The sequence below is a fragment of the Arachnia sp. genome (genome assembly GCF_057238465.1).
The window spans coordinates 1-23,350 of sequence record NZ_DBHHFZ010000004.1; the positions used below are offsets into that span (position 1 = coordinate 1).

Annotated in this window: 21 protein-coding genes; 8 read left to right on the forward strand and 13 right to left on the reverse strand. The window is 66.7% G+C overall.

Annotation, left to right across the window (positions count from 1 at the left end; translation table 11 throughout):
• Positions 1-499 precede the first annotated feature (499 nt).
• The 3 genes from ACO6D6_RS05440 to ACO6D6_RS05450 are packed head-to-tail and all read left to right on the forward strand — an operon-like array spanning position 500 to position 2,865.
• Complete coding sequence (locus ACO6D6_RS05440) at positions 500-973, forward strand: SRPBCC family protein (protein WP_484783909.1); 474 nt, start codon at positions 500-502, stop codon at positions 971-973.
• Entirely contained in the window at positions 970-2,343 is a 1,374-nt protein-coding gene (locus ACO6D6_RS05445) for an MFS transporter (protein WP_484783910.1), read from the forward strand. The genes ACO6D6_RS05440 and ACO6D6_RS05445 overlap by 4 nt, the downstream gene beginning before the upstream one ends.
• 21 nt (positions 2,344-2,364) lie before the next feature.
• Positions 2,365-2,865 (forward strand): universal stress protein, encoded by a 501-nt coding sequence (locus ACO6D6_RS05450; protein WP_484783912.1) that lies wholly within the window; start codon positions 2,365-2,367, stop codon positions 2,863-2,865.
• 78 nt (positions 2,866-2,943) lie between these two features.
• Here ACO6D6_RS05450 and ACO6D6_RS05455 read toward each other — a convergent pair whose 3' ends face one another.
• The 8 genes from ACO6D6_RS05455 to ACO6D6_RS05490 form a co-directional block, all read right to left on the reverse strand.
• Complete coding sequence (locus ACO6D6_RS05455; protein WP_484783913.1) at positions 2,944-3,732, reverse strand: hypothetical protein; 789 nt, start codon at positions 3,730-3,732, stop codon at positions 2,944-2,946.
• Between the two features lie 37 nt (positions 3,733-3,769).
• The gene (locus ACO6D6_RS05460; RefSeq protein WP_484783914.1) at positions 3,770-5,359 is read right to left on the reverse strand and encodes an ATP-binding cassette domain-containing protein; all 1,590 of its coding nucleotides are present in this window, start codon (positions 5,357-5,359) and stop codon (positions 3,770-3,772) included.
• A 155-nt stretch (positions 5,360-5,514) separates the two neighbouring features.
• On the reverse strand, positions 5,515-6,186 hold the full coding sequence (locus tag ACO6D6_RS05465; protein WP_484783916.1) for an ABC transporter permease: 672 nt from the start codon (positions 6,184-6,186) through the stop codon (positions 5,515-5,517).
• 13 nt (positions 6,187-6,199) lie between these two features.
• A complete protein-coding gene (locus ACO6D6_RS05470) occupies positions 6,200-6,889 on the reverse strand; it encodes an ABC transporter ATP-binding protein (RefSeq protein ID WP_484783917.1) in 690 nt (229 codons plus the stop codon).
• Between the two features lie 173 nt (positions 6,890-7,062).
• Positions 7,063-7,422: a biotin/lipoyl-containing protein gene (locus tag ACO6D6_RS05475; protein WP_484783919.1), complete on the reverse strand. Its 360-nt coding sequence runs from the start codon at positions 7,420-7,422 to the stop codon at positions 7,063-7,065.
• A gap of 16 nt (positions 7,423-7,438) precedes the next feature.
• Positions 7,439-7,696: a hypothetical protein gene (locus ACO6D6_RS05480; protein ID WP_484783920.1), complete on the reverse strand. Its 258-nt coding sequence runs from the start codon at positions 7,694-7,696 to the stop codon at positions 7,439-7,441.
• A 12-nt stretch (positions 7,697-7,708) separates the two neighbouring features.
• Positions 7,709-9,265 (reverse strand): acyl-CoA carboxylase subunit beta, encoded by a 1,557-nt coding sequence (locus ACO6D6_RS05485; RefSeq protein ID WP_484783922.1) that lies wholly within the window; start codon positions 9,263-9,265, stop codon positions 7,709-7,711.
• An 8-nt stretch (positions 9,266-9,273) separates the two neighbouring features.
• Positions 9,274-10,767: a methylmalonyl-CoA carboxytransferase subunit 5S gene (locus ACO6D6_RS05490; protein ID WP_484783924.1), complete on the reverse strand. Its 1,494-nt coding sequence runs from the start codon at positions 10,765-10,767 to the stop codon at positions 9,274-9,276.
• A 303-nt stretch (positions 10,768-11,070) separates the two neighbouring features.
• Here ACO6D6_RS05490 and ACO6D6_RS05495 point away from each other — a divergent pair, with 303 nt between their 5' ends.
• Positions 11,071-12,255, forward strand: a complete 1,185-nt coding sequence (locus tag ACO6D6_RS05495) for a heparan-alpha-glucosaminide N-acetyltransferase domain-containing protein (RefSeq protein WP_484783925.1) — start codon at positions 11,071-11,073, stop codon at positions 12,253-12,255.
• 6 nt (positions 12,256-12,261) lie between these two features.
• On the opposite strand, the gene ACO6D6_RS05500 is transcribed toward ACO6D6_RS05495, so the two are convergent.
• Both ACO6D6_RS05500 and ACO6D6_RS05505 read right to left on the reverse strand, forming a co-directional pair.
• The gene (locus ACO6D6_RS05500; protein ID WP_484783927.1) at positions 12,262-14,247 is read right to left on the reverse strand and encodes an alpha/beta fold hydrolase; all 1,986 of its coding nucleotides are present in this window, start codon (positions 14,245-14,247) and stop codon (positions 12,262-12,264) included.
• 44 nt (positions 14,248-14,291) lie between these two features.
• Positions 14,292-15,077, reverse strand: a complete 786-nt coding sequence (locus tag ACO6D6_RS05505; RefSeq protein ID WP_484783929.1) for an alpha/beta hydrolase — start codon at positions 15,075-15,077, stop codon at positions 14,292-14,294.
• 151 nt (positions 15,078-15,228) lie between these two features.
• Between ACO6D6_RS05505 and ACO6D6_RS05510 the strand changes: the two genes are divergently transcribed.
• Both ACO6D6_RS05510 and ACO6D6_RS05515 read left to right on the forward strand, forming a co-directional pair.
• A complete protein-coding gene (locus tag ACO6D6_RS05510) occupies positions 15,229-15,696 on the forward strand; it encodes a hypothetical protein (RefSeq protein WP_484783931.1) in 468 nt (155 codons plus the stop codon).
• 85 nt (positions 15,697-15,781) lie between these two features.
• Positions 15,782-17,092, forward strand: coding sequence for a glycoside hydrolase family 3 N-terminal domain-containing protein (locus ACO6D6_RS05515; protein ID WP_484783933.1), 1,311 nt, complete (start codon positions 15,782-15,784; stop codon positions 17,090-17,092).
• Here ACO6D6_RS05515 and ACO6D6_RS05520 read toward each other — a convergent pair.
• The 3 genes from ACO6D6_RS05520 to ACO6D6_RS05530 all read right to left on the reverse strand — a co-directional run bounded on the left by ACO6D6_RS05520 (position 17,075) and on the right by ACO6D6_RS05530 (position 20,320).
• The gene (locus ACO6D6_RS05520) at positions 17,075-17,452 is read right to left on the reverse strand and encodes an MGMT family protein (protein ID WP_484783935.1); all 378 of its coding nucleotides are present in this window, start codon (positions 17,450-17,452) and stop codon (positions 17,075-17,077) included. The two genes, ACO6D6_RS05515 and ACO6D6_RS05520, sit on opposite strands and share 18 nt — an antisense overlap.
• Positions 17,453-17,472: 20 nt before the next feature.
• The gene (gene rocD / locus ACO6D6_RS05525) at positions 17,473-18,696 is read right to left on the reverse strand and encodes an ornithine--oxo-acid transaminase (protein WP_484783937.1); all 1,224 of its coding nucleotides are present in this window, start codon (positions 18,694-18,696) and stop codon (positions 17,473-17,475) included.
• Between the two features lie 241 nt (positions 18,697-18,937).
• Positions 18,938-20,320, reverse strand: a complete 1,383-nt coding sequence (locus ACO6D6_RS05530; protein ID WP_484783939.1) for an amino acid permease — start codon at positions 20,318-20,320, stop codon at positions 18,938-18,940.
• A gap of 169 nt (positions 20,321-20,489) precedes the next feature.
• Between ACO6D6_RS05530 and ACO6D6_RS05535 the strand changes: the two genes are divergently transcribed.
• Together ACO6D6_RS05535 and ACO6D6_RS05540 are read left to right on the forward strand one after the other, a co-directional pair.
• Positions 20,490-21,644, forward strand: a complete 1,155-nt coding sequence (locus ACO6D6_RS05535) for a VanZ family protein (protein WP_484783941.1) — start codon at positions 20,490-20,492, stop codon at positions 21,642-21,644.
• Between the two features lie 292 nt (positions 21,645-21,936).
• Positions 21,937-23,292, forward strand: a complete 1,356-nt coding sequence (locus tag ACO6D6_RS05540; protein ID WP_484783943.1) for an outer membrane protein assembly factor BamB family protein — start codon at positions 21,937-21,939, stop codon at positions 23,290-23,292.
• Positions 23,293-23,350 lie beyond the last annotated feature (58 nt).

The following is a 23,350-nucleotide window of genomic DNA, read 5'->3' on the forward strand; positions in this document are numbered from 1 at the left end:
GTTCAACGTCGTGTGGCGACGTTGAACCGTCGAACCTCCGCGATTCGTGAACAGGAAGAGCACAGGCGCGGTGACCCGGCCGACCGATTCCCACGACGAACCTCCGCGATTCGTGAACAGGAAGAGCACAGGCGCGGTGACCCGGCCGACCGATTCCCACGACGAGCTTCCGCGATTCGTGTATGGGAAGGAGCAGGGCGGGGTGAGGTGAAGTGAGGGTGATCGGGGTCTTGTGGCTGGGTCTGCTGTTCGGGATCCGGTGGTTTCGACACAGGCCGCTCGTTCCTCGCAGCCCGACCCAATCAGCTTCGTCACGACCCGCAGCCCGACCCAACTCCGGTCCCCTCGCCACTCGGCAAAGACCCCGGGGGCCCACGGACGTTCGGGAGAATGCGCAGGACACCAAAAACTTTTGTCATGAAAAATACCCCTGCGGGTATGGACAGGACTTAGGGTGAGTAGCAGGCTATGGGCAGTTCCACATCAACAGGAGTGAGCAATGGTCGCCAATGTCATGTTGATCGTCGAACGAAAGTTCGACTATCCCCAGAAACGTGTCTTCAGGGCGTGGACCGCCCCCGAGGAGATGATGCTCTGGCGAGGCAGCCCCGGGTGGCACGTCGAAAAGGAAACGGTTTCCTCCGAGCTGAAGCTCGGCGGCAAGCACCACCACGTGAAGATCCGCGACAACGACCCGACGGTCAGGGTCACCACGGATGCGGTCTTCACCGAGTACTTCGATCCGGATGTCTTCGTCGCCCGTCAGCGCATCACCGGCGACCCCGGCATCGATCCCGACATTCCCATGGAACTGCGCGTCGAGTTCACCAAGTACGGCGGCGGAACCCTCGTGCGCATCGTGCAGGGACCCTACGAACCCTCCCGCGCCGAGTACCACGCCACCGGTTGGGAGCGGGAGCTGAACCGCCTCGAGGATTTCCTGGCCGCCAACCCTGAGGGAGTTTCCCGATGAGCGCGACGATCGTGCGGCAGAAGCCGCTCATGACGATGCCGCAGATCCTGCTGATGAACCTGGGATTCTTCGGTGTCCAGTACTCCTTCGGCATGCAGCAGACGGCCATCAACCCCATCTACCAGTTCCTCGGCGCAGACCCCGAGGAAATGCCGCTGCTGAACCTGGCCGGGCCGATCACCGGCCTGCTGGTCCAGCCCATAATCGGCGCCATTTCGGACAAGACATGGGTTCCCAAGTGGGGCCGCAGGCGTCCCTTCCTGCTGGCCGGCGCCATCGGCTGCTCCGTGTGCCTGTTCCTGTTCCCCTTCGCCTCCGCGGTGTGGATGGCCGTGCTGCTGCTGTGGCTGCTCGACGTGTCCAACAACACCGCCATGGAGCCCTACCGGGCGTTCATCTCCGACAGACTGCCGCCGTCGCAGCTGGCCAAGGGCTTCCTGGCCCAGTCCTTCTTCGCCGGCCTCGGAATCACCCTGGCCAACGTGTCGCTGTTCGTGTTCCAGCAGGTCGTCCCCGGCATCTTCGGCAGCCTTCCCTCCTGGGTGATGGCCTCCTTCATGCTGGGTACCGTCGCCTCCATCGCCACCGTGCTGGTCTCGATCCTCAGCACCAAGGAACTCGAACCCACGCCCGAGGAACTCGCCGAGCTGCGCGCCCACAAGACCGGTTTCGTCGGCACCCTCAAGGAGATCTGGGAAGCCATCGTCGAGATGCCCGTCCAGCTGCGCAAGCTGGCGCTGGTCTACCTGTTCCAGTGGTACGCCATGAACTGCTACTGGCAGTACGTGTCGCTGTCCGTGGGGGAGTCCATCTTCGGGGCGACCCATGCACTGAAGGAAGCCGATCCGGATCGGTACAAGACCTTGTTCGAGCAGGCCACGGCATGGACCGGCCTGGTCAACGGTGCCTACAACGTCGTGACCTTCTGCGTGGCCTTCGCTCTGGTGGTCCTGGCCAAACGGCACGGCGCGAAGTTCGTCCACACCACCTGCCTGCTGCTGGCGGCGGTCGGCCTGGCCTTCTTCCCGCACATCACCGACAAGTACCTGCTGTTCGTGCCGATCATCGGCCTGGGTATCGCATGGGCCTCCATCTTGGGTGTGCCCTACATCATGGCCGTCCGCATGATCCCGTCCACCCGCTACGGCGTCTACATGGGCATCATCAACATGATGATCGTCATCCCGATGCTCATCCAGACCGTCACCTTCGGCACCGTCTACAAGCTGATCGGTGACCACCCCGGTAACGCGATCACCTTCGCCGCCGTCCTCCTGGCCCTGGCGGCCATCGCGATGCTCTGGATCAAGGAGCCGCCGATCGTCAAGGACGTCGACGATCTGTCCGAACCCGTGCCTGCCGAAAACTGATCTCCCACGATTGGAGGGGAAATGCTCAAGGACTACACCACGGTCGTCGTCGGAACCGACGGTTCCGAACTCGCCGGACCGACCGTCACCCGGGCCGCGTGGATCGCGACCAAGGAGGACGCCGACCTGGTCATCGTGTGCGCCTACGGCGGCGGTTCCCGAAGGGCCGACGCGAAGGTGCCGCTGACCGAGACCGCACCGAGCCGCATCGGGCAGGTTCCGGGCAAGGAAGCGGCCAAGCTGGCCGTCACACACGCCAAGGACATCGCCATCGCCGCCGGGGCGCGCGTGAAGGCCACCCTGCTGGTGGAAGCGGACCCCGCCGAGGCGCTGCTCAGCAGCTCGAAACAGCACCTCGGGGATCTCATCGTGATCGGCGCCATCCGCGACCGCTCGATCGCCGGCCGCCTGCTCGGTGACGTCGCCAGCGTCGTCGTCAGGCGAGCCCACTGCGACGTGCTGGTGATCCGCCCGGTCAACCCGGACGAGGGCGAACAGATCCGCCCGGAAAGCGACGCGTGACAGGTCGCACGGCAGATCGTGAACAAGATGGAGGGGTCGCTTCGGCGGCCCCTCCACAACGTTGCGCCGGCGACGGGGTCAGTTCCGGCGGCTCATGCCGAGCCAGAAGATCATGACGATGAAACCGACGAACAGGCCGATCCACAGCCCCGACCAGCTGAGCAGCAAAATCAGGGTGTACAGGACACTCGGCCAGTCGTTCAGCAGGATCATGAGCAGGTATCCGAGGAAACCCGGCCACACGCTTCGTGTCCTGAGCGCCACCAGCACCGGCGGAATCGCCAGCAACACCCCCCGGACGGCCTCGGCGGCCACCCGGGTCGGGGAAAGGGGCGCGAAACCGACCTGCAGCAGCGTGAACCCCAGGATCACGATCACCGCGGCCCACGGCGTCCCGAGCCGTTCGCGCAGCCGCGGCAGCGCGTAGCCGAAGAACAGCAGGCCGTCCACGAAAGCCACCCAGGCCGGTACCAGCAGGACCTGCGCAACCAGCAACCACAGCGGGGTGTCCAACGCGGGGGTGGGTTTCCCCTCCACGCGGAGCCAGCTCTCCGCGAAGGCGTAGGCCAGCAGCGCGACGCAGACCATGCCCGCCCCGACCGCCAGCGACCATTTGAGGTCGCTGGCGGTGAAGGGCCCCATGAACCTCCGGAAACCCGTCCGTTCCCGCCTGAGCAGCCACCACAGCAACGCCAGGTTGAGCACACCGGCGATTGCCCGTCCCTCGTCGTACCAGTAGGGATTGTGCCCGGCCGACAGCAGCCAGAAACCGAACACCAGCAGCGGAACCACCCGCACCGCCAGGGCGAGCAGCGGATGCCACAACGCAACCGGGGGCCGGGGTTTCGCGGTCTTCTTCCTCGTCACCCCACCAAGTCTGCCCGGTTCCGGTGGAAACCAGGGCTCAGTCCTCCGGGAGGGTGATGGCCGGGTCGTCGTCTCGGATGGGGGCCTGCGGGTCGTGGGTGGCGACCACGACGACGCACCGTTCGGCACGCGACTCGATGATGCGCCACACCCGGTCCCTGAGGTTCGCGTCCATCCCGGCGGTCGGTTCGTCCAGGACCACGATCCGGTTGGATTCGTCGGCGAGCGCCCGGGCCAGCGCGACCCGGCGTCCCTCACCCACCGAGACCCCACCCCGGTCGGGGGCGATCACCTCGTGTTCGCGGGCCCCTCCCCGGGAGAACTCCCCCAGGCCGAGTTCCCGGAGGATCCCGTCGACGGCACCGGGCGGCAGGTCGCGTCCGAAACGCACGTTGTCGATGACCGTGCCGGCCAGCAGGCCCGGTTCCTGGGGCAGGTAGGAGAAGCCTCCCCCGCGGCCGGGTCCGGTACGGAGGCTTCCGTCGGCCAAGCCCCGGAGCCCAAGGAACCGTTCCGCCCAGGTGGTCTTGCCTGCCCCGCTGTCGCCCAGGCACCAGACGGGCCTGCCGGGCGCCCACACCGGTGGTTCCGGCGCGGCTCCCAGCGCCCCGGTGGCGTCGTCGACCGGCGGGTCAATCCTGGTCTGCGCCTCCCGGTACTGGCTCTCCGAGACCGCCAGGGCGGACAGGCCGAAACCGGCGTCCTGCAGGGGCGCGATGGCGGACAGGAAAACCCCGGAGACCGCGATCATGACGCCCAGCGACGGGGGTTCGCCGGCCCGGGCGAACAGGCAGAGCGCGACGGCGATCCCGGCCGCGAGCACCAGGGCCTGGCTCACCTGGAGGCCGCGGGTGGCGCGGTAGGAGCGCATGGCGCGGCGCTCGACCCTCGACCTGTCGCGCCGGTACCACTGCCGGGCGTGGGCGTGGCCGTCGAAGATCCTGGTTTCCCGCCACAGGGACAGCAGGTTCACCAGCACCCCGAAGCTTCGCATCGCCTCCTTGAAGAAGAGCGTCTGGAGGCGCTGGTGGCGGCGGATCAGTGGGGTGCTGGTGGCGGCGTAGACCAGCACGGTGGCCAGGAAGACGGCGAGCACCCCGATTCCTCCCACGAGACCGACCGTCGCCATTCCGGCGAGGATGCTGACCCCGGCGGGCAGCAGGGACAGGTGCAGACAGCTCAACCCCTCGCGCAGCGCGGCCGCCGCGGCGTCAATGGCGAAACCCACGGTGGACTCGTCCACCCGTCCCCTGGTGCGCGGGTCGGACCGGTTGCTGCGGTCCAGGGCACGAACCATGAAACGGGACTGCATGGCCTGTTCCAGGCGGCCGTAGGTCGGCAGGAAACAGGCCCGGCCCGCGCTTCCCAGCCACCAGATCGCCGCGTAGAGCACCGCAACGACGGGCAGGCCCCAGCGCCACCACGCGCCCTGGAGGGCGAACTCCAACCCGAGCCCCAGCACCACCGGGGCGAGGATCCGCGCGAACGCCCCCGCAACGACAGCGCCGATCACCGTCAGGTTCCGCGCCCGGGAGGTGGCGTCCGCCTCCCGGCAGATCAGGAGCGCGAACCGCCACATCGCGCGGTCGGGTTTCGATTGTCCTTGGTGCTTCCCGGCAGATAACATGCACGCCCTCTCGCCCAAACGGCGCCGAGCCATCAGGCTACTACCCCACCAGCCGGCCTTGCCGAGTCCACGACGCCGCTACTCGCCCGCTGGTCGTTCAGATCACTCTGCCTCCGGGATCAAGGCGGATCGACTCCCGGCACCACGGATCGCACCTATCCGGAGTTCAGCACGATTCTCTCGACCGACAGTTTTCTCAGGGAGAGGAAGCACAGCAGACCGAGCACCGCGGCCGCCAGGGCCAGGAACAGGACGAGAGCGCTGACGGACACGGCTACACCCCCAAGCATCGGAAGCGCCAAGCCGCCCCCGTAGAACCCCACCACGAACATCTGAGCCCACTTCGCGGCGTTCTCCGACATCATCCACATGGCGTAGCCAACCAGTATTGCCGATTCAACGGCCAGAATCCACCCGAAGACCAGGAACACAGAAACAACGGAAAACACCCAAAGCGAATCAAACCCTTGAGCGTGAGCCCAGTACAGATTGAATGCGGCGAAAATGCAGCCGAGACCGAAACCCACCAGGGAGGGGACGAAGAGTTTCGAGAGAAAGATCGAGCGCACCCCGTAGGGAAGCCCGAGGAAGGATTCCAGGGTGCCATAACCCTTCTCCTCCCAGAACCGGACGGTGGACAACATTCCCACCATGGCGGAGAAGAGCATCGTGAACAGCGACCACGAAACGGATTCTGCCGGACTGCTTTCCGCCGCCGAGACGGCTTTACCGAGCATCATTGCGGGGAGCACGATAGCAAACCCCAGTCTTCCGGCCAGCCCTTTCGCCAAGAGTCCCCGCCATTCCTTGTAGGCGACGGCTTTCATCAACCTCAGGACCCTACTCATCGAACGCCTCCGAATATCTCTCCAGCAGATCCTCGGAACCGTCCCAGAACTGCCCGGGAGCGGCGTCGAAGACAACCACTTTCTTGAGGCCGACCACCCGCTGCGCATGCGCGAACACTATGTGCAGGTCGTGCGAGGAGAAGAGAACCCCGACCTGACCGCGCAACTCCTCAAGGAAGGAGATCAGATGCCTCTGACCGGATGGGTCGAGACCGGCAAAGGGTTCGTCAAGCAGCAGAAGAGCGGGAGATGAAAGCATCGAGCGAGCAATTGCCAAGCGCCTTCGCATTCCCTTGGAATAAGCCGACACGGGGACGTTCGTCACATCGCTCAACCCGAGAAGCTCGATCATTTCATCGACGCGGCCGGCATCCACCCCCAAAGCCATCTGGAAGAAGACCAGATTCTGCGAACCGGTCAAGGCCGGATACAGCCCGTCGTTGTCAAGACAGTACCCAACACGCCGCCTGGACAGCGCATCCTCTGCCGGGCGGCCATCAATGATGACCTTTCCCTCATCCGGCGACAGGAGCCCCAGGATCAGCCTGAGCAGGGTGGTTTTTCCCGCACCATTCGGACCAACCAGTCCTACGATCTCCCCCTGCTCCACGCAGCAGCTGACCTTTTCGAGAACTTGAATCCCCCGAAGGGATTTCGAAACCGATTCAACTTCCAACTGCATCGGACCCATCCTTTGGCCTACAAGTCAGAAACCGATCATTCCTTCACGCCACGGGCAAGTCATCGTTGCGGAGAAGAACAGCAGCCAGTGCAGATTCTCCAGTCCTTACCAAGTGCAATGGTATACGAAGGGGCCGCACCCAATGGGTGCGGCCCCTTCGCGTGGTTGACGGGTCAGAGCTCGATCAGGCCCTGGCCGCCCTGGACGGGCTCACCCGGCGCGACGAGGATGGCCGAGACCGTGCCGGCGGCGGGGGCCGTGATCTCGGTTTCCATCTTCATGGCCTCCAGGACCAGGAGCACCTGGCCTGCCTCAACCTCGTCGCCCTCGGCAACGAGGATGCGGGCCACCGAGCCGGCCAGCGGCGCGACGACGGCGTTGGCGCTGGCCGCGCCAGCACCCGACGGGGCCGGGGCCGCCATCGGTGCGCCACCCGAGCCACCGATCACGATCGGCGGAAGGCTCGGGGTTTCCTTCGCGACCTCGACATCGATCTCGTACTCCGTCTGATTGACGGTCACCTTCAGTTTCATGGGTTGTCTCCTTCAATCAGCGAACGTGCGGGACAGCACGGTTGTGGGACTGTTCGCGGGTGGCCTGGACCCAGCCGGGCTGAGTGCTGAAGCGGACCGCCCGCACCTTGGCCTTGTGCCCGAGGGAAGCCGCGACGGCGGCTCCGATCGCAACGAGATCCTCTTCGGGGATCTCCTGCCGGGCTTCGAGCTTGGCGAGACGCTCATCGAGGGTCTTGAGCTGAGCCGTCAGCTTCTCGACCGCCGCAAGGAGCGCAGCGTTGTTGTCAGACATCTGCGACTCCGATCAGGCTGGGAAGAGGCCGTGCTTCTTCGCGGGACGCAGCTGGCGCTTACCGGCCAGCAGTTCCAGCGACAGCGCGATCTCGCGGCGGGTGTTCGCCGGGTCGATGATGTCGTCAACCAGACCACGGGAGGCAGCCATGTACGGCGTCGAGAAGGTCTCGCGGTACTCCTCCACGAGCTCCTCGCGGCGAGCCTCGGTGTCCTCGGCGGCCTCGATCTCGCGGCGGAACACCACGTTCGCGGCGCCCTCGGCACCCATGACGGCGATTTCGGCGGTCGGCCAGGCGAACACCTTGTCGGCACCCAGGTCCTTCGAGCACATCGCCAGGTAGGCGCCGCCGTAGGCCTTGCGCAGCACGACGGTGATCTTCGGGACAGTCGCGGCGGAGTAGGCGAACAGCATCTTCGCGCCGTGACGGATGATGCCGCCATGCTCCTGGGCGACGCCGGGCAGGAAGCCGGGAACGTCGACGAGGTTGACCACGGGAATGTTGAACGCGTTGCAGAAGCGGATGAACTTCGAGCCCTTGTCCGAGGAGTCGATGTCGAGGACACCCGACATGACGCTCGGCTGGTTCGCGATGATGCCGATCGAGCGGCCGTTGATGCGGGCGAAGCCGACCACGATGCTCTTGGCCCAGCCGGCCTGCACCTCGAGGAAGTCGCGGTGATCGACGATTTCGGCGATGACATCGCGGATGTCGTAGCCCTTGTTGCCCTCGAGCGGGATGATCTCGCGCAGCTTCTCGTTGGGCTCGATCGAATCGTCGGGATCGACGATCGGGGGCTCCTCGGAGTTGTTCTGCGGCAGGAAGCTGAGCAGCTTCTGCGCGATCAGGATGGCCTGCTCGTCGTCGTCGGCAACGAAGTCGATGACACCGGAGCGGCCCATGTGGGCGTCGGCACCGCCAAGGGCGTCCTGGGTGACCTCCTCGCCCGTGACCTGCTTGATCACGCCCGGGCCCGTGATGAACATGTGGGCCTTGCGGGTCTGGATGATGAAGTCGGTCAGGGCCGGGGAGTAGGCCGCGCCACCGGCGCACGGACCGGCGATGATCGAGATCTGCGGCACCGCACCCGAGAGCAGAACGTTGGCGTAGAAGACCTTGCCGTAGCCGGACAGGGAGTCGATGCCCTCCTGCACGCGGGCGCCGCCCGAGTCGTTGATGAAGATGAACGGGGTGCCGGTCTCCAGCGACGCCTCCAGCATCTCGGTGACCTTGATGGAGTGGGTCTCACCGGCCGAACCACCCATCACGGTGAAGTCCTGGCTGGCCAGGTGGACGGGACGACCCAGCACGGTCGCGGAACCCGTGACCACACCGTCGGCGGCCATGTAGGTCTTGTCCATGCCGAAGGTGGTGGTGCGGTTGCGGCGGAAAGCGCCGGTTTCCTGGAAGGAGCCCTCGTCGATCAGCTTTTCGATGCGGTCGCGGGCGGTCATCTTGCCGCGGTCGCGCTGCTTGTCCAGCTTGTCGGCGCCGCCTCCGGCCTCGACCTTTGCCCGGGCATCCTCGAGCTGCTGAAGGCGCTCGGCCATGGTGTGTTGCTTGCTCATTTCGCTCCTCAGGCGGGCTCGACGGAAACGCTGTGCGAACGACCAGCGATGGTGACGTTGTACTTGACGGGACCGGAGATCCCCTGGGCCTTGCGCTTGGCGGCCTCTTCCTCGGCGGCCAGCTGCTCAGCGGTCTTACCGACGTTCTTGGGGCCCTCGGCGCGGGTCTTGAAGAACCCGGGAGCCACTCCCGGGAACATGGCGTTGGTCAGGACATCCTCCTCGGTGCCGTCGGCACCCTCGAGTTCCTTGACCTGGGCGACGAGCTCGTCCCATTCGGGCTTGAGCAGGTCCGCGGGACGCACCGTGATGGGGTCCTTCTTGGCCTGCGCCTGCGCCAGCTCGATGACCTCGGGGTTGCGCTCACCGAGGCATTCGCCGTAGTAGCCGAGCATGAGGTCCGCGAACTCACCCGTCATCACCTTGTAGCGGCCCATCAGGACGTTGAAGACGGCCTGGGTGCCGACGATCTGGGAGGAGGGGGTGACCAGCGGCGGATGACCTGCGTCGGCCTTGACCCGCGGCACCTCGGCCATGACCTCGTCGATGCGGTCGCCCGCACCCTGGGCCTTGAGCTGCGACTCCATGTTGGAGAGCATGCCGCCGGGGATCTGGGAGGAGAAGATACCGGTGTCCACCAGCGTGGCCGATTCGAACTCGGCGTACTTCGGGCGGATCTTCGCGAAGTGGTCGCGGATCTTGCCGAGGCGCTCCACGTCGAGGTCGGTGGTGTAACCGGTGCCCTCGAGCATCTCCACGAAGGATTCGGTCGGGTTGTGGCCGGGGCCAAGGCTCATCGACGAGATGGCCGTGTCGACCACGTCAGCACCCGCCTCGATGGCCTTCATGAGGCTGACGAGGGTGACACCCGTGGTGGAGTGGCAGTGAACGTTGATCTGGACATCGCCGTAGGTTTCCTTGATGCCGCGGATGATGTCGTAGGCGGGCTGCGGCTGGAGGAGGGCGGCCATGTCCTTGAGGGCGATCGACTCGGCGCCCATGTCGATGAGCTGCCCGGCGAGCTTCACATAACCCTCGACGGTGTGGACCGGCGAGATGGTGTAGCAGATGGTGCCCTGGGCGTGCTTGCCGACCTTCTTGACGGCCTGCATCGCCTGGGCCATGTTGCGGGGGTCGTTGAGGGCATCGAAGACACGGAAGACATCCATGCCGTTCTCGGCCGACTTCTCGACGAACTCTTCCACCACCGTGTCCTCATAGTGGCGGTAGCCGAGAAGGTTCTGGCCACGCAGCAACATCTGGAGACGGGTGTTGGGCATGAGTTCACGGAACGTGCGGAGCCTGACCCAAGGATCCTCATTGAGGAATCGGATACAGGAGTCGAAGGTTGCACCACCCCAACACTCCACGGACCAGTAACCTGCGGCGTCGATGTCTGCGCAGGCGTCGACCATGTCTTCCAAGGCCATTCGGGTTGCCATCAAACTCTGGTGTGCGTCCCTGAGCACCAGCTCGGTGACGCCGATCTTGCGAGGACTCATGGTCCCTATCCAACCATGCCGGGGCAACTTCGGGGAAAGCACCCCCTGCATCAGCACAACCCCACGATTCGGCTCTCACCCCCAGCTGACAGGGGCAAACGCTTGAACGGTGTTCAAGATTCCGGGGTTCCCGGACAGGTTCTTCCCTGCCCGTCCCCGACGGTCGCGGTCACGGACATCCGCGGAAAACCCACGCCCGGTCCCGAAGTGGCCTAGGTTGGCTGGGTGTCAGTCACACAGCAGATGCCGTTCCCCCTCCGACCCGCCCGGCCCTGGTGGCCGCAGCCACGCCACACGCGGGTCATGGGATCCCGCGTCCCCGGGCTCGACGCCGCCCGCGGTCTGGCCGTCCTGGGCATGGTTATCGCGCATTCCGTGCTCACCCCCGCCTGGGGTTCGGGACCGGCCGCGCTGCTCGGTTTCGTCCACGGCCGATCGGGCATCCTGTTCGCCACCGTGGCGGGGGTGTCGCTGGCCATCATCAGCGGGGGATCCCAAAGACTCGGGGGCGACGACCTGCTGCGGGCCCGCACCACCATCCTGGGCAGGGCCGTCGTGCTGCTGGTGCTCACCGGTGCGTTGTCGATGCTCCCGACCACCATTCAGGTGATCCTGGCCTCCTACGCCTTCTGGTTCGTCCTTTCCCTACCTGCGCTGCGCTGGCGGCTCCGCACCCTCCTGGTCGTGGCCTGCTGCCTGGCTTTGGTGGGCAAGCTGTTGGTGACCGGGTTGCCGCTGTGGATCCCCACCTGGGGGTACGGTTCCCCCGACCTCGGGGGCAATTTCGTCCCCACCCTGCTCGCGACCACCGCCTCTCCCGCGCTGGTGTGGATGGCCTTCGTCCTTGCGGGCATGGCCCTGGGGCGTTTCGGCCTGGACAATGTCAAGGAGCTGCGGGGTTTCCTGGTGGCGGGTCTGGCGCTGTTCGCCGGTTTCGCGGCCCCGTTCGTGGTCTCCGCCGGTTCCCCGGCACCGCTGTTCAACGACGTCCAGCGCTCGGCCACCTCGACCACCGGGATCGACCAGACCACGGATCCGGTGACCGGCATCGACTGGCAGCGTGCGCTGTGGTCCTTCGAACCCAACTCGGGCACCGTCTTCGAGGTTTTCTCCTCGGGTGGTCTGGCGCTCGCGTTGATCGCCGGTCTGGTGTTGCTGGGCCGGCTGCCGTGGTCGCGGTGGGTACTGCTGCCCCTGACGGGTGTCGGGTCGATGGCGTTGACGGCATACGTGGTCCACGTCGTGGTCCTGACCGATGCCCAACCGAAGGGTCTCGTCGCCGACGGTGGGGCCGGGGGATGGCTGTGCCTCGGGCTGGTGGTGGCGTGCGGAGCGTGGTCGCAGATGTTCGTCTCGGGGCCGCTGGAGCAGCTGACCGGCGCCGTCACGGACCGGTTGGCGGGATACCCGGTGCTCTGCTCCCAGGCGGCCGGCCACCGGGGCACCACCCCGCAGGCCGGGCCGGATGCGTCCCGGCCCGGCCGGTGAACCGGATCAGAGCAGCTCGGGCCGGGTGAACCCGGCCTTGCCGATGCCCGCCTCGATGAAGGAGAGCACGGTCTCGTACCAGAGCTCGGCGTGCTGCGGGGACAGGATCCAGTGGTTCTCGTCGGGGAAGTAAAGGAACCTGTGCGGGAAGTCCTCCGGTTTCCCCGCCCAGCCCGCGGCCAGTTCCCGCCACAGGGCCAGGCCCTCGCTGATCGGCACCCGGTAGTCCCTGTCGCCGTGGACGACCAGCATCGGGGTGACGATGTCGGCTGCGGCGCTGTGCGGCGAGTACCGCTCCCGCATCTCGGGCGACATCTCGCGTTCCCAGTACCAGGCGGCGTCGGTGGTGTTGCCGAAGGCATCCAGGTTCCACAGGCTGGCGTGGGTGACGATGGCGCGGAACCGGTCCGTGTGTCCCGCCACCCAGTTGGCCATGTAGCCGCCGAACGACCCGCCCATGGCGACGGTGCGTTCCTGGTCGATGTCGTCCCGGGCTACGACATGATCGGTCAGGGCCATCAGGTCGGTGAACGGTTCCGCGCCCCAGCGTCCCCAACCGCGCTGGATGTGGTCCTGGCCGTATCCCGTGGACAGCGCCGGATCGGGCAGCAGCACCGCCCAGCCCCGGCTGACCAGCAGCCACGGGCACCAGCGCCAGCTCCACGAATTCCAGGAGTTCAACGGACCACCGTGGATCCACAACGCCAGCGGCGCGGGGCCGTCGCCGGAAGGCAGCAGCAGATAGCCGGGCACGCGCGCCCCGTCGGCGGCGGTGGTCTCGACGCGCTCCAGCCTGCCGGGCAGCTCCGGGTAGTCGACGGGCAGCGGAAGCCCGGTGGTCTCCCCGGTGGCGGTGTCGATGGCGACGACGCTGCCCGGATCCCGGTAGGAGGACCGCACCGCGTACAGTCTCCGGCCGTCCTCGGTGATCCGCACCGAGGTGAAGGCGCCCTCGCCGGTGAGACGGCGCACCTTCCCGGAGGCCACGTCGATGGCGAACACCGGGGCGTCGCCGTCCTCGTCGGCCACGGCGTAGAGCGTCCCGGCGTCGGGACTGAAGGCCACCGGCGTGCCCCAGCGACCCCAGGCGGGGGCCAGCTCCCTGCCCTGGCCGTCCTCCCCGACCAGCCACAGACGCTGCACCGGGGCGGTTTCCGGGGTGGAGCGGATGATGCGCACGCACGCGATCAACCGGCCGTCGCGGGAGATCACGGGCCCGGTGAACTCATCGGCATCATCGGAGGCGACCACCCGGTGTTGCCCCGTCGTCACGTCAATGAGCGCCACGGACAGGGCCACCTCCGCGACTCCCCGCGGCGAGGCCCAGCCTGCGGCAAGCCTGTGGCCGTCGGCGCTCAGCGACAGCGTCGCCTCCTCCAAGGCCCGGCCCACGTCCCCGGTCAGCGGTTCGCAGCCGCCGTCGAGGTCCAGGACGGCGAGCCTGTCCGCTACGGGCCCAAGGTCGTGGTCCCAGTACCGGACCGGGTAGCTGTCATGGAGGATGGCGGTCACCTTGCGTTCGCGGCGGGCCTTGCGTTTGGCGGCATCGGCCTCGTCGTCCGCGGCACCGATGTGGGCCGGGGTGCGGGCGATCACCGTGCGGGAACCGGTCGCGGCGACGACCCCGCTGAACCCACCGGAGCGGCGCGCCACCGGATGGGCCTCACCACCCTCGGCGGGCAGCAACCAGACCACGCCGTCGTCCTCATCCGGTTTCGTCGCGTCGGTGCCGGGCACGGGTCGTTTTGAACCGAACAGGAAATCCCCGTCCGCGGTGAAGGCACCGAAGCCCTCGCCCTCCTCCGAACGGGTCAGGCGCCGCGCGGGTCGCTGGCCCTCGGGGTCGAGTTCCCACCACGACGACCGGTAGCCGGTGCGTTCCCGGTTCCGGTGGGCGACGGACACCAGCACCCGTCCCTGCGGGGAGATCGCCAGCGAACCCAGCCTCGGCAGGTTGGTGTAGTCGCCCAGATCACTCCATGCGTTGGTCATTTTTCCTCTCCAATCTTGCGCAGCCAGTTGGCTGCCAAATCCACCTAGGAAGCGACATTGACCGGCAGCGATTCCCGGTCGGCGTCACACAGCTCGTCGGCGGTCGACAGGCCGTGGCGGCCCCACTGGAAGTGGTGGTACTCGAACGGCACCCCGGCCTCGGCCAGGGCGGTGACGAAACGCAGCGACTGCGAGGGCGGCACCACATCGTCCTGGCCGGTGGTCCACACGAAGGCGGGCGGGGTTTGCCCGGTCACCGCCGAGATGCAGTCCACGCGCTCCTTGGTGCACCGGGTCTCCTCGTCGCCGTCCACCCGCTTGGCGCTGAGCGCCCCGTAGCAGATCACGAGCGCGTCGGGTCGTGAACTGTGACGCAGCAGGTCGCTCCGGCCGGTGGCCTCGTACTCGGCACGTTCGGCCGCCACCAGGTCGTCGCGGTTCCAGTGGGTGCCCAGCAGCGCTGCGACGTGCCCACCCGCAGAGAACCCCAGTAGGTTCACCTGCATCGGATCGACGCCCGTCTCGCCGGCATGGGCGCGTATCCACCGCACGGCCTGCGCCGCGTCGACGGCGGGATTGGGGTGGGCGGCGTGTTCCCGCAGCGAGTAACGCAGCACGAACACGTTGAACCCGCGGCGCAGGAAGGCGACCGCCACCGGGTCGGACTCCCGTTGCGACAGCATCATGTATCCCCCGCCCGGGGCGATGATCACCGCGGGCCGGGGATGCTCCAGCGGGGTCGGTTGTTCCTCGGCGGAAGGGGCGTCGAAGAGGACCGCCTCCAGGGTGACGGATCTCTCCTGGTTCAGATCAACGGTGAAATGACGCATGCGCATCATCGTAGAACCCGGGGTTCGCAGACGGGGCCATCCCGGGGCCCGGCCGTGGGGCTCACCCGATACCTGCCGGGTCGCTGGTGCGCGGCCCCGAGGAGCCCCACCGCCCTTCCCAGGAACCTCCCCATGGGAAAGGATGGTGTCCATGCTCTACGACTACGACGAGGATGAACAATCCCAGAACGGCACAAAGAGTCCCAGGGACTACGCCCCCATGCCGAAGCAGAGCCACACGGCCTCCGCCCCCGCCGCCCGGTCGCGGTTGATACAGCGGCTACGGGGCAGCGGTCCGAGCGGACTCCATCCCTTGGTTCTCCTTGAGGCCCTGCTGGTGGGGGTTTTCGTGTGCATCTGCACGTCCGATGTCTACCACCTGGGCCGTGACGCCGCGATAACGGTCGGGATCATCGCCGGAATCCTGCTGATCGTCATGTTGTTCATCCCCTTCCTCGGCCCATTGGTCGGGGTCACCTTCTCTCTCTTCTGGGGATTTTTTGGTTACGCCCTCGGTTCGTCGTTCGCCCGCAGCATCGGACCGGTGAACAGCATGATCATTGGGGGTGTTGCGGCGCTCATAGGATTCAGCGCAAGCCTGAAAGCGCATCTGTCCTAGAGCTGAATGCCCTTTTCACGACGTGATCCCACCCCCACTTCACAGGCCCTTCCCAACCCCACGACCATCTTCATCCGGGAGAAACATGCAGCTCTTGAAATCCTCGTACCGCGACCCGCTCCCCGATGCACCCGGCTCCGCGGGAGTGTTCCCCGGCGGGGCGACGAACCGGTCGCGCACCTTGAAACCGGCCGGGGGAGACATCGGTTCCTTTCGCCGGTTCGCCGCGGCCGCGGCCTGCGCCTCGGTGCTGACCAGTTGTACGGCTGGCCCGGCATCGCCTCCCACCGAACCGGCCACGGCAGCTGGGACCCCGAGCACCTCCACACCGGAGACGCCCCCCTCCCCCACACCCACCGCGGTGAGGTGCCGCGCGAAAGCGGATTCCCTGACCACCGAACAGCAGGCCGGGCAGTTGTTCATGATCGGGGTGAACACCTCCGGTCTGGACAGCGCGACCCGCAAGGCCATCGAATCGAGGAGCGTCGGGGCCGTGGTGTTGCTCGGCAACAGCAGCGAGGGCGCCGGCCAGATCAGCACGATCACCTCCGAGCTGGCAGCGATGCGCTCCGCAGGAATGCCCTTGCTGGTCGCCGTCGACCAGGAGGGCGGTCAGGTACAGCGCCTCAGGGGACCGGGGTTCAGCGACATCCCGAACGCCGTCGAGCAGGGCTCACTGCCGGACGGGCAGTTGCGGAGCCGGGCGCAGGCATGGGGCGGGGAGCTGGCTGCCGCCGGGATCCACTACGACCTCGCGCCGGTCGCCGATGTGGTGCCGAAGAACAAACAGAGCAGCAACGCCCCGATCGGGAAACTCAACCGCAACTTCGGCAACGACGTCACCGCGGTTAGCAGGTCGGTGGTGGAGTTCACCCAGGGCATGCAGGACGCCGGGATCGCGACCTCTCTGAAACACTTTCCCGGGCTGGGTGAGGTGACGGTCAACACCGACCACGGGGTGGCCAGGGACGACGACACCACCGCCGACGGCGAATCCCTGGAACCGTTCCGCAAAGGCATCGAGGCCGGGGCCGACTCGGTGATGATCTCGTCGGCGATCTTCACGAGGATCGACCCGGACCAGGAGGGGGTTTTCAGCAGGAGGATCGTCACCGACATGTTGCGCGGCGACCTCGGTTTCCAAGGAGTGGCGATCAGCGACGACCTGGGCGAAGCGGCCGCCGTGGGGAATGTCAAACCCGGCGACCGGGCGGTTCGGTTCTTCGCAGCGGGCGGGGATCTGCTCATCAACGCCGACCCGTCGCTGATGGACGAGATGCTGAAGGCCACCATCGCCTGGGCGGCCGAGAACCCGGGCAACGCCGACCGGCTGGCCGAATCCGCCGGCCGGGTGCTGGCGCTGAAGGAGTCGGCGGGGCTACTGACCTGCGGGTGAGGTCAGCTCCCGGGCGGGGCTTCCCCGCTCGGCGAGCCGGGTCTCGTGGTCCGTGGCCAGCCGGGGCAGGTCGGCCCGGGCCCGCGACATCACGCACCGCCCGTCGACCGCGGGGGTTCCCTCCTCGGCCCAGCGCCGGGACGCCTCCGGCACGAGGTGGGCGGGCAGCCGTCCCGCAGCGTTGACCACCCTCCACCACGGCACCCCCGACCCGGCGGAGGCCATGACGGCCCCCACCCGCCGGGCGGACGTACCCACCAGCTCCGCGAGGTCGCCGTAACTGACCACCCGTCCCGCGGGTATGCACTCCACGGCGCACAGCACCCGCTCGACGATCAGTTCGGCGGCTGCATCCGGCATCGAGCGGGTCTCATCCCACCTCAGGCGTGCCGCGTGAGGCGCTGCTCCAGCACGGCCCGGAGTTCGCGCACGATGAAATCGATTTCGTCCTCGGCGATCACCAGCGGGGGCGCGAACCGGAGGGTCTGGCCGTGGGTGTCCTTGACGAGAATGCCGCAACCGAGGAGGTCCAGGCTCACATCCTTGGCGGTGCCGATCGCAGGGTCGATGTCGACTCCCGCCCACAGCCCCACACCCCGGACCGCGGTCACACCGTGACCGACGAGGGTCTTGAGCCCGGCGTGCAGACGCTCGCCCATCTCGGTGGAGCGGCGCTGGTACTCGCCGGTGGCCAGCACGTCGCAGACGGCCGCCCCGATGGCGCACGCGAGGGGGTTGCCACCGAAGGTCGATCCGTGCTGGCCCGGTTGCAGCAACCCGAGGATCTCGCGGTCTGCGATCACCGCTGACAGCGGTACGATGCCCGCCCCCAGGGCCTTGCCGACGGTGATGATGTCGGGGTCGATGTCCTCGGCCTGGAACCGGAACGTCGTGCCGGTGCGGCCCATGCCGGTCTGCACCTCGTCGCAGATCAGCAGGACGTTGTTCTTGCGGGTGAGTTCCCGCACCTCGCGGAGGTATCCCACCGGCGGCACGATGATGCCGGCCTCCCCCTGGATGGGTTCCAGCAGCACGGCGACGGTCTCGGGGGTGATGGCCCGCTCCAGGGAGTCGACGTCACCGAAATCGGCGAGCCGGAACCCGGGGCTGTAGGGGCCGAAGTCGGCGCGTGCGGTCTCGTCGTCGCTGAAGCTGATGATCGTTGTGGTGCGGCCGTGGAAGTTGCCGTGCATGGCGATGATCTCGCCGCGGTCCTGCGGCAGCCCCTTGACCTGGTGCCCCCACTTGCGGGCCACCTTGATGGCGGTCTCGACGGCTTCGGCGCCGGTGTTCATCGGCAGGACCATGTCCTTGCCCGCGAGGCGCGCCAGTTTCTGGGCGAACGGGCCGAGCCAGTCGGAGTGCGCGGCACGGCTGGTGAGGGTGAGCCGGTCCAGTTGCCGTTTCGCGACATCGATGAAGGTGGGGTTGCCGTGCCCGAAGTTGAGGGCCGAGTAGGCGGCGAGGCAGTCCAGGTAGCGGCGGCCGTCCACATCCGTCAGCCACGCGCCCGACGCCTCGGTGACGACGACGGGCAGCGGCGAGTAGTTGTGTGCTGCGTAGGTGTCGACGAGTTCGATGGCGGTGCGAGTGTTCTCGCTCATGGTGTGTTGGGTCAAGATGTCGCCTTCCGGGATTGATTGCCGGGGAACGGGCTCCCCGGCCGGGCTGTGCTGCTCGAAGCGCATCGGGGCGCTGAGCATCATGCGAATCGTTTCAAAGACAAAACGCTACCACGGAAGATATCGGGGGCTTCCGGGCTCGGGGCGGCAAAGGTCGCTGAGCGGCACGGACATCAGCCGCCGTTCGATGGGCTGATGCCCGTCCGCAACTCGTGACCCGTTCTCAAACCTTGTGTTCCACCACCGATTCACTCCCCAGGCTCGACGCTCCCACGCGTTTTGCGAGCCAGCCACCGACCGCCGCGAGCAGGGCCGTCAGGGCGAAGGTGCTGGAGAGCTGCACCGCGATCTCGGGCACCGTGAACCCGAGCGCAACCACCGCGGCCACTGCGGCCAGCGTCGCCCAGGACAGCGCGACCGGGAATCCCTTGGGTGTGGGATTGCCGTCACGGGCGGCGCGGCGTCGCAACACCACGTGCGAGGCGATGATCCCCAGCCAGATGACGATCATGGTCGAGCCGACCATGTTCAGCAGGAAATTCAGCACCTCCTCCGCCCAGAAGTAGTTCAGCGCCGCCGCGACGAAACCGAGGAAGGACGTGGCCAGCACGGCTGCCACGGGCACGCCTCGAGCGTTCGTGCCGCGCATCATCGCGGGCCCCATGCGTCGCTCGGCGAGCGAGAAGATCATGCGGGAGCCGCCGTAGAGGTTCGCGTTGAGCGAGGACAGCAGCGCGACGACGATCACGATCCCGATCATCGCCGCGACGGCAGGCAGTCCCGCCGCGTTCAGGACCGCGACGAAGGGCGCTTCCTTGAGGGAGGGATCGTTCCAGGGCAGGGCGAGCAGCATGATCGTCACAGCGCCCATGTAGAAGATGAGAATGCGCCACAGGATCGTGTTGACGGCCTTCCTGATGCTGCGTTCCGGGTCGGCGGTCTCGGCGGCGGCCACCGCGACTATCTCCACACCCCCGAAGGCGAAGATCACAACCAGCAGCGCCGAGGCGACGCCCTTGATTCCGTGAGGCATGAGGTCGTTTCCCGACAGGTTCCCCCACCCGGGTGAGGGCGCGGGGGTCAACCCCAGCAGGAAAGCCGCCCCGAGCACCAGGAAAACCACCACGAAAGCGATTTTGATCAGCGAGAACCAGAACTCGAATTCACCGAAGCTCCCCACCTTGACCAAGTTGATTCCCGTGAAGACCGCCATGATGATCAGCGCGAAACCCCACTGCGGGAAACCGGGGATGAGTGTGCTCAGGTAGCGTGCCGCCGCAGTTGCCTCGGTTGCGACCACCAGCCCCATCTCGATCCACCACAGCCAGCCGATCGCGAATCCGGCGGCGGGACCGAGGGCCTTGTCGGCGTAGTAGGAGAACGCCCCCGGGTTCGGGTCGTCAGCCACCATCTCGCCGAGCATGCGCATGACGGCCAGGACGATCGCCCCGGAAATGACATAGGACAACAGCACCGCGGGTCCCGCCGTCGCTATGCCCGCGCCGGAGCCCACGAACAACCCGGCACCGATGGCGGAGCCGAGGCTCATCATCACGAGGTGGCGGGGTTTCATCGCGACCTTCAGGTCGCCTTCCGGAGAGGACATCGGGGCTTCCTCCTACATCTTCTGCGTCGTCTTCACGAGTCGTGTGAACAACGCGGCTCACTATGTCACATCCGGAGCCTCAGACCTCCGATCTTGCCTGCGGCGAGACCCGGCCGCGCCACGGGACCCCGGTCCGGTGTTTCCCCCACCCGTTATCCTCCGTTCGACCGTGACAACTGGAGGAACCTTGCAGGACTGGGTGAACAATGGCCTACTCGCCGCGATCATCGGAGCCGTGGCTTTCGCGGCGCTGTTCCTGCCAGGCATGGTCTGGCAGTACCGCCGCTTCGGCCGGCTGAGTTTCGCCCGCCTGCTCGGACTCGCGGCGGTGTGCCTCTACGCCACCGCGCTGCTCACCTACACCCTCCTGCCGCTGCCGGAGCGTTCCGCCGGATGGTGCCGGTTCCACGCCCGCGGAATGAACCTGCAGCCGTTCGCCTTCATCGACGACATCCGGAAGGCCACGCCGGGGCGTTCGCTGCGGGGGCTGCTGACCAGCTTCGCGGTGTTGCAGGTGGCCTTCAACGTGGTGCTGTTTGTACCGTTCGGGGTCATCCTGCGCCGCTACTTCAACCGCTCCGTTCTCGTCACAATCCTTCTGGGGGCAGTCACCAGCCTCCTCATCGAACTGACTCAGCTCACCGGTTTGTGGTTCTTCTATCCCTGCGCCTTCCGGACCGCCGATGTGGACGACCTCATTACCAACACCCTCGGCACCATCCTGGGAGCGGTCCTGGCCCCGGTGCTGCTGTGGTGGATGCCGCGCACCCACCAGCTGGTACAGGACAGGCTGACGCCGCGCCCGGTGACGATGTGGCGACGCTGGATAGGCATGCTGATCGACGCCATTCTCGTGGCCCTGGTGGCCGTGACCACCGCGGTGGGTCTCCGCGTGGCGACGTTGCTGTTCCTGGGGGACGTTTCTGAGAAGTGGACTCCGTTGATCGTTCCCGTGGCCATTGCGGTAGCGACCATCGCGGTGTTCGTGTGGCCCGCCTGGAATCATCTCGCCGCCTCCGTCGGGCAGACCGTGGTGTGGCTCACCCCGAAGTGGCGCAACGCTGACGGCACCCTGCACGACGGTTCCCGTTTCCGCAGGGTTGTCAGGTCGCTGGTGGTGCCCGCATCATTGCTGATCCCGATGTTCCTGGCCCCCTTCTTTACTTCCTCGCCCTTCATCTGGTTGCTGCCCCTGGTGGTGCCGCTGTCCCTGGTCATGGTTCCGTTCACCCGCACCCACCGCGGCCTGTCCGGCTGGTTGACCGGCGCGCAGATGGTCGACATCCGGGTAGAAGAAACCGACAAGGCCCTCCCCGTCCACTGAACGCCTCTGCCGGGGCGTTTCACCCGGTTGCGCAGCACTCAATGCCCAAAAACCGTCCGCAACAGCCCGAAACGGCGTTGAGTGCTGCGCAACCGGGTTCTTGCTCGTCCATCCGGTCCTCGGTTGCCGTCCGAACCGGCGAGCGACGTGCGGGCCGGATAACATGAGGCGCGGAACAGGTCGCACTTGGAGCGATTGCTGCTTCACCAAAGATTTGTTGAAGCTCGCAACAACCACCCGCGGATCCCGAGCGCCCACAGCAGCCCATCCGTCGAACCGAATAGGAGCCAGCATGAAAGCGGTCACCCACTCTCCCAACGCCGCGGCGAGACCCGCCTCCAGGTGGCGACTTCGCGGGGCCGCCGCCCTGATGGGTGCCGTCCTGATGACCACGTCGTGCTGGGGTACAGGATCCGAGACACCGTCGTCGGCCCCCACGATTCCATCATCACCCGAGTCCTCTCCACCGCCGACTCCCCCGGCCCGGCTCACAACCGCCTGGGAGGTCACGGTTACCGGATCCGGTCCCCTCATCGGGACCCACGAGGGTCTGGTGGTCGCTCCGGCCCTCACCGCGGGCGGCAGCAAACTGAGAATGCTCAACTGGGCCGACGGCTCCGAGGTGTGGTCGGTAGACATCTCCGGTGACCTAACCGGTTTCGAAAGACTCGAGAAGGTGTCCGACATGATGTCCGGGCAGGTGGCGTTGTGGGCCAAAACTTCCCAACAGCAAAGATCCCTCTTCGTCTACAGCACCGCCGATGGCAGCCTCATCGGCCGGTTCGACGAGAAACCCGAGCACTACCTGGCCATGGCCGCATCGGGCGCGATCTACGAGATGGACACGTCCAAGGAGGGTAGCGTCCGAATCAGCCGCGCACCTTCCGTCAAGGAGGCACACACCAAGCAGTGGTCCATCGACCTGCCCAAGGAGGCCCGGGAGTGGTTCTGGGTGAGGGAACACGACGGCGTGACCGATTTCTGCGTCGACGGACAGGCCGGCCCCGTCCACGAGTACGCCTGCTACCTGAGCGTTCACACCGACGACGGCAGCCCGGTGGTGAAGGACGGGGTGTGGCACCGCTCGGCCTGGGTGGGCAACGTCCTGGTCGGACACAAGGAAAACGGACCGCTGAAGGGTTTCGACCAGCATGGCAAGGAGCTGTGGACGTCCGAGCTCCAGGACGGTTATCCATTGGGCTGGGGAGACGACCTCGTATACGTCACGGAGAGCACGCATCGAAGCTTCGTGGGCCTGGACCCGGCGACGGGGAAAGAGCTCTGGCGCAGGGACTGGGACGAAGGTTCTTTTCCTGGCTTGGTCTTCGACAGAACCCCCTCCCCTCAGGACGGCCCCCTGAGCGTCTTCGTCCCGTCCCCCTCCATACGGACGGGGGTGCTGGACCCCAAGACCGGGCAGCTCGACCTCGTGGACCATCAGATCACCAAAGCCCACAATGTCATTCCAACCCTCGGGGGCGCCCTGCTGATCCCAACGGGTGATTACTACGCCCCCACCTGGATTGCCTTGGATCCCGGGAAACCGGGCACCCTGTGGGATGACGTCCTGAAGAACTACGACACCTACAGCATGCTCGACGGCCGCCTCGTGGCCTCCAAGAGAGACCGGATCGCCCTGCTCGCGTGACGGCGTGGCGGCCCCGGCTGTCCGCGTCCTCACGCCGGCTCCGGGGCCTGTTCACGGC

Coding starts and splice junctions, on each gene's coding strand:
- ACO6D6_RS05485 (WP_484783922.1), bottom strand. CDS start 9,265: ATGAGCAAGCAACACACCATGGCCGAGCGCCTTCAGCAGCTCGAGGAT.
- ACO6D6_RS05450 (WP_484783912.1), top strand. CDS start 2,365: ATGCTCAAGGACTACACCACGGTCGTCGTCGGAACCGACGGTTCCGAA.
- ACO6D6_RS05475 (WP_484783919.1), bottom strand. CDS start 7,422: ATGAAACTGAAGGTGACCGTCAATCAGACGGAGTACGAGATCGATGTC.
- ACO6D6_RS05480 (WP_484783920.1), bottom strand. CDS start 7,696: ATGTCTGACAACAACGCTGCGCTCCTTGCGGCGGTCGAGAAGCTGACG.
- ACO6D6_RS05510 (WP_484783931.1), top strand. CDS start 15,229: ATGCTCTACGACTACGACGAGGATGAACAATCCCAGAACGGCACAAAG.
- ACO6D6_RS05520 (WP_484783935.1), bottom strand. CDS start 17,452: ATGCCGGATGCAGCCGCCGAACTGATCGTCGAGCGGGTGCTGTGCGCC.
- ACO6D6_RS05530 (WP_484783939.1), bottom strand. CDS start 20,320: ATGTCCTCTCCGGAAGGCGACCTGAAGGTCGCGATGAAACCCCGCCAC.
- ACO6D6_RS05465 (WP_484783916.1), bottom strand. CDS start 6,186: ATGAAAGCCGTCGCCTACAAGGAATGGCGGGGACTCTTGGCGAAAGGG.
- ACO6D6_RS05500 (WP_484783927.1), bottom strand. CDS start 14,247: ATGACCAACGCATGGAGTGATCTGGGCGACTACACCAACCTGCCGAGG.
- ACO6D6_RS05515 (WP_484783933.1), top strand. CDS start 15,782: ATGCAGCTCTTGAAATCCTCGTACCGCGACCCGCTCCCCGATGCACCC.
- ACO6D6_RS05445 (WP_484783910.1), top strand. CDS start 970: ATGAGCGCGACGATCGTGCGGCAGAAGCCGCTCATGACGATGCCGCAG.
- ACO6D6_RS05490 (WP_484783924.1), bottom strand. CDS start 10,767: ATGAGTCCTCGCAAGATCGGCGTCACCGAGCTGGTGCTCAGGGACGCA.
- ACO6D6_RS05495 (WP_484783925.1), top strand. CDS start 11,071: ATGGGATCCCGCGTCCCCGGGCTCGACGCCGCCCGCGGTCTGGCCGTC.
- ACO6D6_RS05540 (WP_484783943.1), top strand. CDS start 21,937: ATGAAAGCGGTCACCCACTCTCCCAACGCCGCGGCGAGACCCGCCTCC.
- rocD (WP_484783937.1), bottom strand. CDS start 18,696: ATGAGCGAGAACACTCGCACCGCCATCGAACTCGTCGACACCTACGCA.
- ACO6D6_RS05460 (WP_484783914.1), bottom strand. CDS start 5,359: ATGTTATCTGCCGGGAAGCACCAAGGACAATCGAAACCCGACCGCGCG.
- ACO6D6_RS05505 (WP_484783929.1), bottom strand. CDS start 15,077: ATGCGTCATTTCACCGTTGATCTGAACCAGGAGAGATCCGTCACCCTG.
- ACO6D6_RS05470 (WP_484783917.1), bottom strand. CDS start 6,889: ATGCAGTTGGAAGTTGAATCGGTTTCGAAATCCCTTCGGGGGATTCAA.
- ACO6D6_RS05440 (WP_484783909.1), top strand. CDS start 500: ATGGTCGCCAATGTCATGTTGATCGTCGAACGAAAGTTCGACTATCCC.